Source organism: Streptomyces anulatus (genome assembly GCF_000721175.1).
Taxonomy (GTDB): domain Bacteria; phylum Actinomycetota; class Actinomycetes; order Streptomycetales; family Streptomycetaceae; genus Streptomyces; species Streptomyces anulatus_C.
On the sequence record NZ_JOEZ01000039.1, the window covers coordinates 44,454 to 58,594 of the forward strand.

The 14,141-nt window shown below is 73.7% G+C and carries 13 protein-coding genes; 9 read left to right on the top strand and 4 right to left on the bottom strand.

All coding sequences use genetic code 11. The features are described 5' to 3' along the window. Positions 1-2: 2 nt before the first annotated feature. The 3 genes from IG90_RS0133265 to IG90_RS0133275 all read left to right on the top strand — a co-directional run bounded on the left by IG90_RS0133265 (position 3) and on the right by IG90_RS0133275 (position 2,939). Positions 3-677: an ABC transporter permease gene (locus IG90_RS0133265; protein ID WP_030593174.1), complete on the top strand. Its 675-nt coding sequence runs from the start codon at positions 3-5 to the stop codon at positions 675-677. An 82-nt stretch (positions 678-759) separates the two neighbouring features. Beyond that, positions 760-1,728, top strand: coding sequence for an ABC transporter substrate-binding protein (locus IG90_RS0133270; protein ID WP_030593177.1), 969 nt, complete (start codon positions 760-762; stop codon positions 1,726-1,728). A gap of 119 nt (positions 1,729-1,847) precedes the next feature. Next, positions 1,848-2,939 (top strand): hypothetical protein, encoded by a 1,092-nt coding sequence (locus tag IG90_RS0133275; protein WP_164493845.1) that lies wholly within the window; start codon positions 1,848-1,850, stop codon positions 2,937-2,939. Positions 2,940-2,955: 16 nt separating this feature from the next. Here IG90_RS0133275 and IG90_RS0133280 read toward each other — a convergent pair whose 3' ends face one another. Continuing rightward, positions 2,956-4,098 (bottom strand): NADH-quinone oxidoreductase subunit D, encoded by a 1,143-nt coding sequence (locus IG90_RS0133280; RefSeq protein ID WP_030593184.1) that lies wholly within the window; start codon positions 4,096-4,098, stop codon positions 2,956-2,958. Positions 4,099-4,205: 107 nt separating this feature from the next. After that, positions 4,206-5,201: an SAM-dependent methyltransferase gene (locus IG90_RS0133285; RefSeq protein ID WP_030593187.1), complete on the bottom strand. Its 996-nt coding sequence runs from the start codon at positions 5,199-5,201 to the stop codon at positions 4,206-4,208. A 96-nt stretch (positions 5,202-5,297) separates the two neighbouring features. Here IG90_RS0133285 and IG90_RS0133290 point away from each other — a divergent pair, with 96 nt between their 5' ends. Both IG90_RS0133290 and IG90_RS0133295 read left to right on the top strand, forming a co-directional pair. Beyond that, positions 5,298-6,500 carry a sensor histidine kinase gene (locus IG90_RS0133290; RefSeq protein ID WP_030593189.1) on the top strand — a complete coding sequence of 401 codons (1,203 nt, stop codon included), beginning with the start codon at positions 5,298-5,300 and terminating at the stop codon, positions 6,498-6,500. A gap of 85 nt (positions 6,501-6,585) precedes the next feature. Continuing rightward, positions 6,586-7,260 carry a response regulator transcription factor gene (locus IG90_RS0133295; RefSeq protein ID WP_030593192.1) on the top strand — a complete coding sequence of 225 codons (675 nt, stop codon included), beginning with the start codon at positions 6,586-6,588 and terminating at the stop codon, positions 7,258-7,260. 141 nt (positions 7,261-7,401) lie between these two features. On the opposite strand, the gene IG90_RS0133300 is transcribed toward IG90_RS0133295, so the two are convergent. Continuing rightward, positions 7,402-8,514 carry a DUF5937 family protein gene (locus tag IG90_RS0133300; protein WP_030593195.1) on the bottom strand — a complete coding sequence of 371 codons (1,113 nt, stop codon included), beginning with the start codon at positions 8,512-8,514 and terminating at the stop codon, positions 7,402-7,404. A 104-nt stretch (positions 8,515-8,618) separates the two neighbouring features. Between IG90_RS0133300 and IG90_RS45030 the strand changes: the two genes are divergently transcribed. Beyond that, a complete protein-coding gene (locus tag IG90_RS45030; protein WP_164493844.1) occupies positions 8,619-8,789 on the top strand; it encodes a hypothetical protein in 171 nt (56 codons plus the stop codon). 146 nt (positions 8,790-8,935) lie between these two features. On the opposite strand, the gene IG90_RS0133310 is transcribed toward IG90_RS45030, so the two are convergent. After that, positions 8,936-10,090: a threonine aldolase family protein gene (locus IG90_RS0133310; RefSeq protein ID WP_030593198.1), complete on the bottom strand. Its 1,155-nt coding sequence runs from the start codon at positions 10,088-10,090 to the stop codon at positions 8,936-8,938. Between the two features lie 191 nt (positions 10,091-10,281). On the opposite strand from IG90_RS0133310, the gene IG90_RS0133315 reads away from it, so the two are divergent. The 3 genes from IG90_RS0133315 to IG90_RS0133325 all read left to right on the top strand — a co-directional run bounded on the left by IG90_RS0133315 (position 10,282) and on the right by IG90_RS0133325 (position 14,079). Next, entirely contained in the window at positions 10,282-11,232 is a 951-nt protein-coding gene (locus tag IG90_RS0133315) for a Rossmann-like and DUF2520 domain-containing protein (RefSeq protein ID WP_030593200.1), read from the top strand. Between the two features lie 79 nt (positions 11,233-11,311). Continuing rightward, complete coding sequence (gene panC, locus IG90_RS0133320; protein WP_233436151.1) at positions 11,312-12,385, top strand: pantoate--beta-alanine ligase; 1,074 nt, start codon at positions 11,312-11,314, stop codon at positions 12,383-12,385. Then, positions 12,382-14,079, top strand: coding sequence for an L-aspartate oxidase (locus IG90_RS0133325; RefSeq protein ID WP_030593204.1), 1,698 nt, complete (start codon positions 12,382-12,384; stop codon positions 14,077-14,079). The genes panC and IG90_RS0133325 overlap by 4 nt, the downstream gene beginning before the upstream one ends. Positions 14,080-14,141 lie beyond the last annotated feature (62 nt).

Here is a 14,141-nt window from a genome sequence, read left to right on the forward strand (position 1 = left end):
CCGTGGGAGTCATCGGCGGTGCCTGGACCTGGCTGACCACCGGGGCCAACTGGTCGGGGGACGGCGGGGCCGCGCACCGGCTCGGCGAGCATCTGTACGTGAGCGGGGTCGCCCTCGCGGTGGCCTGCGCGACAGCCCTGCCGCTCGCCCTGTATCTGGGGCACATCGGCAAGGGGGGCACGCTCGCGGTCAACATCTCCAACGTGGGTCGTGCCGTGCCGGTCTTCGCGGTGCTGGCCCTGTTCATGGTCACGCCCCTGCGCAACTCGGGGTACTGGCCCACGATCATCGCGCTGGTGCTGTTCGCGGTGCCGCCGCTGCTGACCAACGCCTACGTCGGGATGCGGGAGGTGGACCGGGCCGTGGTGGAGGCCGCGCGCGGCATGGGGATGTCGGGCGGGCAGCTCTTCGTCCGGGTCGAGCTGCCGCTCGCCCACCCGATGATCATGACCGGGCTGCGGTCCGCCGCCGTCCAGGTCGTGGCCACCGCGTCGATCGCCGCGATGGTCGGCCTCGGCGGTCTCGGCCGGATCATCACCGCCGGGTTCAACACCTACGACACCGCCCAGGTCTTCGCGGGCGCCGTCCTGGTCGCCGGTCTCGCCCTGCTGGTGGAAGGGGTGCTGGTGGGGCTGGACCGGCTGCTGTCACCGCTGCGCCGCCGGCGGCCCGCGTGAGCGCACACCTTTCTTCCGGTCACCCCACTTCTGATCACCTTTCTTCTGGTCACTTTTCCTCTGTTCGGATGGAGAACAACACATGAGCAGGACCTCGCGGATAGCCGGAGCGGTCATCGGCATGGTGGCGCTGGCCGGGTCGCTCGCGGCCTGCGGCGGCGACAGCCTGGAGAAGGAGAAGGGCGGCACCGGTTCCTCGGCCGGCGGCGAGAAGGGCTCCCTGGTCGTCGGCTCGGCCTCGTTCACCGAGTCCAAGGTGCTCGCCGAGCTGTACGCGCAGATCCTGGGCGACGCCGGATACAGCACCTCGATCACCACGGTGAAGAACCGTGAGCTGTACGAGCCGTCGCTGGAGAAGGGCGAGATCGACGTCGTACCGGAGTACGCCGCCACCATCGCCGAATTCCTCAACGCCAAGGTCAACGGGGCCGAGGCGGCCCAGGCGAAGCCGGTGGCCTCCGGGGACGTCGAAGCCACGGTCACCGCCCTGAGGGAGCTCGCCGCCCCGCTGGGTCTCACGGTCCTCCCGGCCGGGAAGGCCGTCGACCAGAACGCCTTCGCGGTCTCGAAGGAATTCGCCGAGAAGAACAGCCTCACCACCCTTTCCGATCTCGGGAAGTCGAAGCTCAAGGTCAAGATCGCGGCGGGTGACGAGTGCGAGGTGCGCCCGTTCTGCGCACCCGGTCTGAAGAAGACGTACGGCATCGACGTCACGGGTATCGACCCCAAGGGCGTCGGCACCCCGCAGTCCAAGCAGGCCGTCCGCGACGGCAAGGTCCAGCTGGTCCTGACGACCACCACGGACGCGGTGCTGGACGGGCTGGTGTTCCTGGAGGACGACAAGAAGCTCCAGAACGCGGACAACGTTCTTCCGGTGCTGAATGCCAAGGACGCGGGCGCGCCGGAGATCGCCGACGCCCTCGGCAAGCTCACGGCAGCGCTCACCACGGAAGATCTCGCCGAGCTGAACCGGAAGGTCGACGCCGAGCGCGCCAAGCCGGCCGACGTGGCCAAGGAGTATCTGCAGTCGAAGAACCTGATCAAGAAGTAGCTCCTGATCGAGAAGTAAAGGACCGGGAGAGGGCCTTCGGGGGGCCGCAAGGTAACCGGCGGGGAACAGATTGCCGGGCGGCCCCCCAAGTGGCGCGCACACACGGTAAATTTCAGGCCATGCCACGTGGACGCCACCGCCATTCGCCGCCCCTCCACAGAATCCTGCCGCCTTCCGTGGTGGCGGGAGTGTCGGTCGCCGGGGCCTCCGGCGCCTGGCTGCTGGCCGAACCCCTGCTCCTGCGCGGCCTGGTGGCCGCCGTGGCGGCCGCCGCCGTCACCGGCGCGTATCTGATGCGCAGCTGGGACCGGGCGGCGGGGCTGCGGGTCGCCGAGCTGACCCGGGCCCGCGCCAGTGACGAATGGCGGGCCGAGGAGCGGATAGCCGAGCTGGAGCAGGATCTGGAGGAGTCGCGCGAGCTGCGCACCCGTCTGGAGACCAAGCTCCGCCGCAAGCGGGTGGAGCTCGCGGGGCTGCGCGGGGAGCACGCCGGACTGCTGCGCCGCTACGCCAACGCCGAGACCGAGCGGGCCAGTGCGCTGGAAGGCCGCAGGCAGCTCGCCATCGAGGCCGCGGGCCCCAAGGAACTGCTGCCCGCGAGGTCCACGCCGACGCCGGAGTCGTACCGCCGCGCGGACGAGGCCCTGATGAACCTCACGCGCAACGCGGCGCTCCAGGAGACCCGCCGGACGGTGGAGGCGGTCCGGCAGCGTCAGTCGGCTGTCGAGGACCGGCACCGGGACGCGGAGGCGGAGGACCCGAAGGGGAAGCACGCGGCGGCCACCGGGGCGGGCGAGCACCTGGACCAGCAGCGCCGCCGCCCCACGACCACTCCGCCCGCCCCGGCCCCCGACACCCGGAACCCGAACACCCCGGCCCTCCCGGGCGTGAAGGCCCCGGCCTCCATCGCGCCGCTGCGGGCGCCGCGCGCGATCCCGGCCGCCTCGGCCGTCGTCCCGTACGCCGCGCGCCGCCAGCCGGCCCCCCAGGGCACCTTCGACTTCTTCGGCGCGCAGAGCGCCCAGAAGGCGAACGCCGCGATCGAGTCCGTGCAGAACGAGGACCTCGCGGACGTCGTCGGCGAGGAGGCGCTCGCCGCCCACCGCACGGGAGCGGTGCCGAACCAGGCCGTCGGCAAGGTCATCGACCTCACCGCGCACGACGAGACCGAACAGATCGACGTGGCCCGACTGCGCGGCGCGGTCTCCTGAGAGACGTTCCCGCCCGCTACTTGTCGATGTCGCCGACGACGAAGAACAGCGAGCCCAGGATCGCCACCATGTCGGCGACCAGGGTGCCCGGCAACAGCTCGGTGAGCGCCTGGATGTTGTTGAACGAGGCGGAGCGCAGCTTCAGCCGGTAGGGCGTCTTCTCGCCCTTGGACACCAGGTAGTAGCCGTTGACGCCGAGCGGGTTCTCCGTCCAGGCGTAGGTGTGGCCCTCCGGGGCCTTGAGCACCTTGGGCAGCCGCTGGTTGACCGGCCCCGGCGCCAGATGGGCCATCCGGTCCAGGCAGGCGTCGGCCAGGTCCAGGGCGCCCAGGGTCTGTTCCAGCAGGCACTCGAAGCGGGCCAGGCAGTCGCCCTCGGTCCGGGTGACGACCTTCAGGGTGTCCTGGAGCTCCCCGTAAGCGAGATACGGCTCGTCGCGCCGCAGGTCGAAGTCGACGCCCGAGGCGCGGGCGATCGGGCCCGACACCCCGTACGCGTGCACCGCCCCGGCGGACAGCACGCCCACGTCGCGGGTACGGCCCCGGAAGATCTCGTTGCCGAGGACGAGGTTCTCGTACACGTCCATGCGGGAGCGGACGGAGGCGACGGCGTCGCGGACCCGGCCGGCCCACCCCGCCGGGACGTCCTCCTTGAGCCCGCCGACCCGGTTGAACATGTAGTGCATCCGCCCGCCGGAGACCTCCTCCATCACCGCCTGGAGCTCCTCGCGCTCCCGGAAGGCGTGGAACACCGGGGTGATGCCGCCGAGTTCGAGGGGGTAGGAGCCGAGGAACATCAGGTGGTTGAGGACCCGGTTCAGCTCGGCGAGCAGCGTCCGCGTCCACACGGCGCGCTCGGGGACCTCCATGCCGAGCATCCGCTCGACGGCCATCACGACGCCCAGCTCGTTCGAGAACGCGGAGAGCCAGTCGTGGCGGTTGGCGAGCATGACGATCTGCCGGTAGTCGCGCGCCTCGAAGAGCTTCTCCGCGCCCCGGTGCATATAGCCGATGACCGGCTCCGCGTGCTGGACGCGCTCGCCGTCCAGCACGATCCGCAGCCGCAGGACGCCGTGTGTGGAGGGGTGCTGGGGACCGATGTTCAGCACCATGTCGGTGCTCTCCGCCGCTCCGCCGATGCCGATCGTCGTCTCCGTCATGCGGGACAGTATTCCCTGCGCCTCCCGCGCCGGGTTTCCCCGCGCCCGTTATTCGCCGCGCCTCCCGGGCGGGGGTCGCCCGCGCCCGTTCACCCGGCGGCGCCTCGTCACCGACCGGGTTCCGGGCCCACCCGGTGCAGCAGCCAGCCGAAGTCGCCGAGCCCGCCGCGGGCGGTCAGCTCCGCCGCCTCGCCGGCCGCCGCCAGCGCCCGTACGTAGCCCGCCGGGTCGGTGGTGGCCAGGCCCAGCGGCGGCCGGCCGCCGCCGACGCCCAGCCGGTGCAGCGCCGCGCGCTGGTCGGTGAGCTCGGTGCTCGCGTGCGCCCCCGACACCGCCGCCGCGCAGGCGTCCAGCGCCACATGCGCGGTCAGGTCGCAGGAGCCGTCCGGCACCGGGCGCACCTCGCGCCCGCCCCGGAAGCCGGTCAGCGTCCCGAAGGGCGGCCTCGCGCCCCGTACATGCGCGTAGTCCACCGCCACCGCGAGACCGGCGGCGAGCGAACCGGCCGCGCCCGCCCACGCCTCGTCCCTGGACAGCCCGATCTCCGCCCGCTCGCCCGGCGCGGACAGCGGCCACCAGCGCTCCAGCCACGCCGCGTCCGCCCCGGTCACCGCATCGCCGAGCCGCTCCGCGCCGTCGGAGGTCCGTACCTGGACGTACCGGGGGACACCGTCCGCGTCCACCTCCGCCACCTCGGCCGGAACGTTGTCGAGCCACTCGTTGGCGAACAGCAGCCCGGTGACCCCTGCGGGCGGCTCCGAGCACCACTCGATCCGGGGGTCCAGGCCTGTGGGCCGGGCGGCGACCTCGACGGCGTACGGAGTCACGTCCAGGCCCTCCGGCAGCGCGGCCAGCACCCCGGTCAACAGCTCGCCCCGCCCCGCCCCGACATCGACCAGCGCGACCGTGCCGGTGTCCAGCTCCCGGGCGATTCCGGTCAGCAGCCGGGCCACCGCCGCCGCGAAAAGGGGCGAGGCGTGGACCGACGTACGGAAGTGGCCCGCCGGTCCCTCCGGGCTCCGCAGCGGGCTGCGATAAAACCCCTCGTACCCGTACAGAGCGGCCTGAGCCGCCTCTCGCCACCCACGCCACTCGTCCGTCATGTAGGCAAGTCTCCACCTTGGGGAGTACGGTCCCAGGACCCGGATCGACCCTCCGGTTGACCCGGGCACCGATCTGCTGTCCCTACGCTGGGTCACGTGCAGCGCCTCTACGATTTCATCCGCAGACACCCGACGGGCGTCGACGTCTTCTGGGCCGTCTTCCTCCTCGGGCTCTCCGGCGTGTCGATGGTCTCGGGCATGTACGACGCCGGGCGCGAGGAGATCGTCGCCGTTCCGGTGGTGCTGGGGCTCTCCACGGTGGTGGCGCTGCGCCGCAAGGCCCCGGAGAAGATGCTGCTGCTCGCCATCCTGGTGGGCGTCGTGCAACTGGTGTTCGACGTCCGGCCGGGCATCGGGAACTTCGCGATGCTCGTGATCACGTACACCGTGGCCACGGTCGGGGAGCGCTGGGCTTCCCGGCTGGCCCTGGTCTGCAGCCTGAGCGCGGCGGCCCTCTCCCAGCTGCGGTGGGAGGCCGAGCCCGGGGGGTCCTGGCCCCAGGTGATCTTCGTGACGGTCATCATGACCGTGCCGTTCGTGCTGGCGTGGGTGCTCGGGGACTCGCTGCGGACCCGGCGCGCCTACTTCGACCAGCTGGAGGAGCGTGCCGCCCGCCTGGAGCGGGAACGCGAGGCGCAGTCCAAGGTCGCGGTCGCCGCCGAGCGGGCCCGGATCGCCCGCGAGCTGCACGACGTCGTCGCGCACAACGTGTCCGTGATGGTCGTCCAGGCCGACGGCGCCGCCTATGTCATGGACGCCGCCCCCGACCAGGCCAAGCAGGCCCTGGAGACCATCTCCAGCACCGGCCGCCAGGCGCTCGCCGAGATGCGCCGGCTGCTCGGCGTGCTGCGCACCGGTGACGCCCCGGAGAGCGGGGAGTATGTCCCCCAGCCCGATGTGGAGCAGATCGAGGACCTGGTCGAGCAGGTGCGGCAGACCGGCCTGGAGGTCGACTTCAAGGTCGAGGGCACCCCCCGCCCGCTGCCCAGCGGCGTGGAGCTGACCGCGTACCGCGTGGTGCAGGAAGCCCTGACGAACACCCGCAAGCACGGCGGACCCGACGCCGGGGCCAGCGTCCGGCTGGTCTACTTCGACGACGGCCTCGGGCTGCTGATCGAGGACGACGGCCGGGGCGCGGCGCACGAGCTGTACGAGGACGGCGGCGCGGACGGCGCCGGGCACGGGATGATCGGGATGCGGGAGCGGGTCGGCATGGTCGGAGGCACCCTGGACGCGGGGCCCCGGCCAGGCGGCGGCTTCCGGATCAGCGCCCTGCTGCCGCTCAAGCCCCCGGGCTGACCCGGCCCGTCCACGACCACCCCGCCCCCCCCGGACCGCTGACGACCCCACGACCGACCTCAGGACTGGACACGTACCCATGACCATGGCCATCCGCGTGATGCTCGTCGACGACCAGGTGCTGCTGCGGACCGGCTTCCGGATGGTGCTCGCCGCCCAGCCCGACATGGAGGTCGTGGCCGAGGCCGGGGACGGGGCGGAGGCGATCGAGATCCTGCGGTCCACCGCCGTCGACGTGGTCCTGATGGACGTCCGCATGCCCCGGCTGGACGGCGTCGAGGCGACCCGCCGCATCTGCGCGCAGCAGGACCCGCCGAAGGTGCTCATCCTGACCACGTTCGACCTCGACGAGTACGCCTTCTCCGGGCTGAAGGCGGGGGCCAGCGGCTTCATGCTCAAGGACGTGCCGCCCGCCGAGCTGCTCGCCGCGATCCGCTCGGTGCACAGCGGCGACGCGGTCGTCGCTCCGTCCACCACCCGCCGGCTGCTCGACCGCTTCTCGCCGATGCTGCCCAGCGGCGACAAGGAGCCGAAGAACAAGCACGTCAGCAAGCTCACCGAACGCGAACGGGAAGTCATGCTCCTGGTCGCCCAGGGCCTCTCGAACGGGGAGATCGCGGCCCGGCTGGTGCTCTCCGAGGCCACCGTCAAGACGCACGTCGGCCGCATCCTCACCAAGCTGAACCTCCGCGACCGGGTCCAGGTCGTCGTCCTCGCCTACGAGACCGGCCTGGTCCGGGCCGGCGGCGGCGCGGGCTGAGCGAAGCGGAGGCCGGTCGTGGGCAGGCTGCTGTGGATCAACGGGCCGTTCGGCGGCGGCAAGAAGCAGACGGCTGCGGCGGACCTGGACCGGTGTGCGGCACATCCGCTTCGACTGAGCACCCATCGGCGGCAGGCCGGCTCAGCGCAGGACGCCCTCCAGGAAGTCGCTGCCGAGCCGGGCCACGACCGTCAGGTCCAACTGGTGCAGGACATAGCGGCCCCGGCGGCGCGTCGTGACCAGGCCCGCCTTCTTGAGCACCGAGAGGTGGCGGGAGACCTCGGGGGAGGTGATGCCGTGGGAGTCGGCCAGCTCGCCGGTGGTGTAAGGGGAGCGGGCCAGGTTGCGGCAGAGCCGCATCCGCATCGGGTGGGCCAGGGCCTCCATCCGGAGCTGGAGCTGTTCCACGGAGGCGGGCGACGGCAGTTCGGGCAGGTGGACCGGGTAGTGGATCACCGGCCGCCAGCCCGGGGCGTGCAGCACCATCAGGTGCGGCCAGCCGAAGCTGGTCGGGACGAAGGTCAGGCCGTGGCCGACCCCCGGGTCGACGGCGGTGGTCCGGCCCTCGGACAGCTTGTCGACGTTGATCCGTCCCGCGTCCTCGTCCAGCGTCACGGCGGAGGACACCGCCCCGACCGCGTCGGCCAGCCCCTTGCGCCGCAGCAGCTCCGTCTTGTGCCGGGCGTCCGCCACCAGCTGCACGGAGACCCGGCGCCAGGTGTCGGCGAAGAACGCCTCGTCGCAGTCCTCGAAGAGCCGCCGGATCCAGCCGCGTACGGAGGCGGGGTCGGCCAGCAGCCGCCGGGTGAACTCCACTTGCTGCGGGCCGCGCGCCGCCGCCAGGTCCAGGGCGCGGCCCCGCATGGCCGCGTCGCTCAGCGGTGACGGTGCCCCGGCCCCGTAGTGGGTGGCGCAGGTGAACTCCAGGGCCGCGGCGACGAACCGCTCGTCGTCCATCTTGTCCAGCAGGTCCAGGTCCTCGGCGAGCGTCGCCCCGGTCCTGCCATCACCGCCCCGGATACCGGAGAACGGCATGAACACATCGGAGAAGGTGTTCCGCCAGAGGAACTCCGCCTCCAGCATCCGGTCCGCGAGGTCGGGCTCCAGAGCCGCCGCGGTGGCGGTGGCCCAGCCGTGCAGCCCCGGGTGGTGGCCGGGCTCGGAGAGCGCATGCAGGGCGAGGCCCAGTTCGGCCAGGGGGGAGGTCGCGAAAACGACGCGGTCGGCGGGCAGGCCCGCGATGTCTATGTGCACGCTCACCCCTCCATAGTGGGGGTACGCGCACGAGCCGTCGTGCCATTTGACGGGGGCAGTCAATCAACGCGGCGGCACCGCCGTGACCCGCGCAGGCTGTCGGCATGAGCGCCCTTCAGCAGCACATGCTCGACACCTGCCGCGCGGCCCGGCTGTCGGAGCCCGCGCCCCCGCCGCCGGGCCGGCACGACCGCTCGGTCCTGCGCGACCTGTACCGGCGGTTCAAGCTCGCCCGGCACACCCAGCCCGACCGGCATGTGGGGACGGAACCCTGACGCGGACGGCACATCCAGCCCTTCCGGCGTTCGAGGACGGAATCCTGACGCCGGGGGGCCGGCACCGGACAAGCCCCTCCGTGCCCGGTGGCCGCCCCTACGGCCAGGCCGCCCCCGCCACCAAGCAGCCCCGCCCCGCCCCGCCCCTACCCGAGATACCCCACGAACCCCGCCACCGCATCGCGCACGTCCTGGGCCGACCACTCGAGGCCCGCCCCCGCCACCGTCACCTCGGTGAACGAGACCCCGGGCGGCAGACCCGCCCCGCCCGCCCCCGCGAACCAGCGCCGGAAGAGGGCCACGCCCGTCTCCTCGGCCTGCCGCACCGACGCCTCGTCCAGCACCTCGGTCCCGTACGGCAGCCAGACCTGGAACTGATGCGTGTGCGGCGGCTCCGGTCGCACCCGGAACCACGGCACCCCCGACGCCGCGAACCCCTCCGCCAGCGCCCCGGCCACCACCTTCGCGTGGGCCACGTACGACGGCAGTCTCGGCAGCTCCCGCTCCAGGCCCAGCAGCGCGGACAGCGCCGCCGGGTACTGCTGGAAGACCTGGCCCCCGTACCGGTGGCGCCACACCCGGGCTTCCTCCACCAGCGTCGAAGGGCCCGCCAGCACCGCGCCCGACAGCCCGTCCAGGGACTTGTAGAACGACACGTACACGCTGTCCGCGAGCGCGGCGATCTCCGACAGCTCCCGCCCGAAGTGCGGACCGCACTCCCACAGCCGCGCCCCGTCGACGTGGACCACCGCGTCCCGCTCGCGGGCCGCCTCCACCACCGCCGTCAGCTCCTCCCAGGACGGCAGCACGAACCCGGCGTCCCGCAGCGGCAGCTCCAGCATCAGCGTGCCGAACGGCTCGGGGAACTCCCGGACCTCCTCCGCGCTCGGCAGCCTCGGCTCGGACGTCGGGTGCACCGTGCGCAGCCCGCTCACCGACCCCAGCGCCCCGCCCTCGTGCAGCTCCGGGTGGGACAGGGGGTGCAGCGCCACCGCCGCGTCGCCCGTACGCCCCGCCCAGCACCGCAGCGCGACCTGCTGGGCCATCGTCCCGGTCGGGAAGAACGCCGCCGCCTCCATCCCCAGCAGCCCGGCCACCCGCCGCTCCAGATCGGCGACGACCCCGCCCCCGTACACATCGGTCCAGTCCTCCGGGTCGTGTACGGAAGCGGCGCCGGCCGCCAGCGCCGCCAGCCGTTCGCCCAGCGTGCCGTCCGCGCCCACCCGGGCCAGCACCCGCCGGGACCCCCGCCACGCGGTCAGCCTGCGCCGCCGCTGCTCCTGCTCATCCATCGCTGCCATGGGACGATCATCACCCGGACCTCTGACAGCGCGCCCGCCTATTCCGACCCGGCCCGAGTCCGGCCCCAGTCCGGCCCGGGAAAGTTATCCACAGGCTGTGGGCGGTGGGGGAGCTCCGCCGAAACGCTGGCGTAGCATGCAGAGAAGTCGTCCGGTACCCCCCGCGGACTGGAACGGAAGGCCATCGCCGCGTGAACGCACCAGTTTCGAAGGAACCCCTCGACGCGAGGGACCGCCCCGCCCGACTCACGGTCGGCGTCGTCGGTGCGGGCCGGGTCGGACCCGCCCTCGCCGCAGCCCTCCAGCTCGCCGGGCACCGGCCGGTCGCCGTGTCCGGCGTCTCCGACGCCTCCCGGCGCCGCGCCGCCGAACTGCTCCCCGACGTGCCCCTGGTGGAGCCCGCCGAGGTGCTGGCCCGCGCCGAGCTGGTGCTGCTGACCGTCCCCGACGACGTGCTGCCCACGCTGGTCGAGGGCCTCGCCGAGACCGGTGCCGTACGCCCGGGGCAGTTGCTCGTCCACACCTCCGGGCGGTACGGGACGCGGGTGCTGGACCCCGCGCTGCGGGCCGGGGCCCTGCCGCTCGCGCTGCACCCCGCGATGACGTTCACCGGCACCGCCGTCGACGTCCAGCGGCTCGCGGGCTGCTCCTTCGGGGTCACCGCCCCCGTGGAGCTGCGGCTCGCAGCGGAGGCCCTGGTCATCGAGATGGGCGGCGAGCCCGAGTGGATCGCCGAGGAGTCCCGCCCGCTGTACCACGCGGCCCTCGCCCTCGGCGCGAACCACCTGGTCACCCTGGTCGCCCAGTCGATGGAGCTGCTGACCAAGGCCGGGGTCGCCGCCCCCGACCGGATGCTCGGCCCGCTGCTCGGCGCCGCCCTGGACAACGCCCTGCGCTCCGGCGACGCCGCACTGACCGGCCCGGTCGCCCGGGGGGACGCGGGCACGGTCGCCGCCCACATCGGCGAACTGCGCGAGCACGCCCCGCAGGCGGTGGCCGGATATCTCGCGATGGCCCGCGCCACGGCCGACCGGGCCCTCGCCCACGGCCTGCTCAGGGCCGAACTGGCCGAGGACCTGCTCGTCGTCCTGGCCGACCAGGAACGCCGTCCCGGCGGCCCCGGACCGGGGGAGTCCCGATGACGACGATCAACAGGTGTACGGGACCGGGAGAGACCTCGATGACGACGATCATCAGCCGTACGGGACCGGGAGAGACCCGATGACCACCACCAGCCGTACGGGAGACGAGGGCCACGCCCCCGCTCCGGCCCGCCGCCGCACCGCCCCGGCCCCCGCCCTCCTGCGCACCGCCGCCGAGCTCGACGCGCTGCCCCGCCCCGCCGGGGCCGAGCGGGCCGTCGTCATGACGATGGGCGCGCTCCACCAGGGCCACGCCGCCCTGATCCGCGCCGCCCGCGAAGCCGCGGGTGCGGACGGCCAGGTCGTCGTCACCGTCTTCGTGAACCCGCTGCAGTTCGGCGAGGCCGCCGACCTGGACCGTTATCCGCGCACCCTGGACGCCGACCTGGAGATCGCCGCGGCGGCGGGGGCCGACGCGGTCTTCGCCCCCGGCGTGGACGAGGTCTACCCCGGCGGTGAGCCCCAGGTCCGGATCACCGCGGGCCCCATGGGCGAGCGTCTCGAAGGCGCGGCCCGCCCCGGGCACTTCGACGGGATGCTCACCGTCGTCGCCAAGCTCCTCCACCTCACCCGCCCCGACGAGGCGTTCTACGGGCAGAAGGACGCCCAGCAGCTCGCCCTGGTCCGCCGCATGGTCCGCGACCTGAATTTCGGCGTCCGCATCACCGGCGTCCCCACCGTCCGGGACGCGGACGGCCTCGCGCTCTCCAGCCGCAACCGTTTCCTCTCCGCCGAGGAGCGGCGCACCGCGCTCGCCCTGCCCCGCGCCCTGTTCGCGGCCCGCGACCGGCTCGCCGCCCAGCAGGCCCTGCACGAGCGGGCCCTGGCCACCGCACCCGGCGGTGACCGGGCCGCCGGGCTCAACCGGCTCGGCGAGGCCCGCGCCGCCGCCGACGCCCAGGCCGTGGCGCTGGCCCGGCCCAACGGGGCGCCCGCGGCCGTCCGCGCCGCCGCCCGGACCGTGCTGGAGGAGGCCGCCGCCCGCGACCGGCTGCCGCTCGCCCTGGACTACCTGGCCCTGGTGGACCCGGCGGACTTCACCGAGATCCCGGACGACCGCGAGAGCGGGGAGGCGATCCTCGCCGTCGCGGCCCGGGTCGGGGACACCCGCCTCATCGACAACATCCCCCTCACCTTCGGAGCCCTGACGTGACCGGAATACGGCTGACCGCCCCCGCCCCCGGCTGGGCCATCGACGCGGACGTCGTGGTGGTCGGCTCCGGCGTGGCCGGGCTCACCACGGCGCTGCGCTGCGCCGCCGCCGGCCTGGACACCGTCGTCGTCACCAAGGCCCGCCTCGACGACGGCTCGACCCGCTGGGCCCAGGGCGGCATCGCCGCCGCGCTCGGCGAGGGCGACACCCCCGAGCAGCACCTCGACGACACCCTCGTCGCGGGCGCCGGTCTCTGCGACGAGGAGGCCGTGCGCACCCTGGTCACCGAGGGCCCCGACGCCGTACGCCGGCTGATCAACACCGGCGCGCACTTCGACACCACGGACAGCGGCGACATCGCGCTGACCCGCGAGGGCGGCCACCACCGCCGCCGCATCGCCCACGCGGGCGGCGACGCGACCGGCGCGGAGATCTCCCGCGCCCTGGTCGGGGCGGTCCGCGAGGCAGCCCTCCACACCATCGAGAACGCCCTGGTCCTGGACCTGCTCACGGACGCCGAAGGCCGTACGGCGGGTGTCTCGCTGCACGTCATGGGCGAGGGCCAGCACGACGGCGTCGGCGCGGTCCGGGCCCCCTCGGTGGTCCTCGCCACCGGCGGCATGGGCCAGGTCTTCTCCGCCACCACCAACCCATCCGTCTCGACCGGCGACGGGGTGGCGCTCGCGCTGCGGGCCGGGGCGGAGGTCTCCGACCTGGAGTTCGTCCAGTTCCACCCGACCGTCCTGTTCCTCGGCGCGGACTCCGAGGGCCAGCAGCCGCTGGTCTCCGAAGCCGTACGGGGCGAGGGGGCGCATCTCGTCGACGGCGACGGCGTCCGCTTCATGGCCGGGCAGCACGAGCTGGCCGAGCTGGCCCCCCGCGACATCGTCGCGAAGGCCATCACCCGCCGGATGCACGAGCACGGCACCGAGCACATGTACCTTGACGCACGGCACTTCGGGGCGCGGATGTGGGAGCAGCGCTTCCCCACCATCCTGGCCGCCTGCCGGGCCCACTCCATCGACCCGGTCACCGAGCCCATCCCGGTCGCCCCGGCCGCGCACTACGCCTCCGGCGGCGTCCGCACCGACCTGCGGGGCCGCACCACCGTCCCCGGCCTGTACGCCTGCGGCGAGGTCGCCTGCACCGGAGTGCACGGGGCCAACCGCCTCGCGTCGAACTCCCTCCTGGAGGGCCTGGTCTTCGCCGAGCGCATCGCCGCCGACATCGCCGAGGTCCGCCCGCCCCGCACCGAGCCGGCGGAGTCTCCCGGGGACGCGGGCGACACGGCCGACGCCCCGGCCCCGCTGCTGGCCCCCGAGGCCCGTACGGCGATCCAGCGCACCATGACCCGGGGCGCCGGAGTCCTGCGCTCCGCCGACAGCCTGGCCGCCGCCGCCGAGGAGCTGGAGGCCCTGCACCGCGACGCCGCCGCCGACGCGGACGGGTCCAAGGCGGTCGTCCCCGGGGTCGACGCCTGGGAGGTCACCAACCTGCTCCTGGTCTCCCGTGTCCTGGTCGCCGCCGCCCGGGAACGCGAGGAGACCCGCGGCTGCCACTGGCGCGAGGACCGGCCCGACCGCGACGACGCCCGCGGCCGCCGCCACCTGGTCGTCCGCATCGGGCCGGACCGCACCCCGCTCGTCCGCCGCACGGAGACCGCCGCGTTCCCGCCCGTACGCCCGTCGGATTGAGCAGACTGCCGGTGAGCAGCCGCACCGCCGGGCACCACAGGGCGGCACCGGCAGCACACGAG

Bases quoted from the DNA above. Each gene is read 5' to 3' on its own strand.
- IG90_RS0133275 (WP_164493845.1), top strand. From the start codon at position 1,848: ATGCCACGTGGACGCCACCGCCATTCGCCGCCCCTCCACAGAATCCTG.
- IG90_RS0133295 (WP_030593192.1), top strand. From the start codon at position 6,586: ATGGCCATCCGCGTGATGCTCGTCGACGACCAGGTGCTGCTGCGGACC.
- IG90_RS0133270 (WP_030593177.1), top strand. From the start codon at position 760: ATGAGCAGGACCTCGCGGATAGCCGGAGCGGTCATCGGCATGGTGGCG.
- panC (WP_233436151.1), top strand. From the start codon at position 11,312: ATGACCACCACCAGCCGTACGGGAGACGAGGGCCACGCCCCCGCTCCG.
- IG90_RS45030 (WP_164493844.1), top strand. From the start codon at position 8,619: ATGAGCGCCCTTCAGCAGCACATGCTCGACACCTGCCGCGCGGCCCGG.
- IG90_RS0133310 (WP_030593198.1), bottom strand. From the start codon at position 10,090: ATGGCAGCGATGGATGAGCAGGAGCAGCGGCGGCGCAGGCTGACCGCG.
- IG90_RS0133280 (WP_030593184.1), bottom strand. From the start codon at position 4,098: ATGACGGAGACGACGATCGGCATCGGCGGAGCGGCGGAGAGCACCGAC.
- IG90_RS0133285 (WP_030593187.1), bottom strand. From the start codon at position 5,201: ATGACGGACGAGTGGCGTGGGTGGCGAGAGGCGGCTCAGGCCGCTCTG.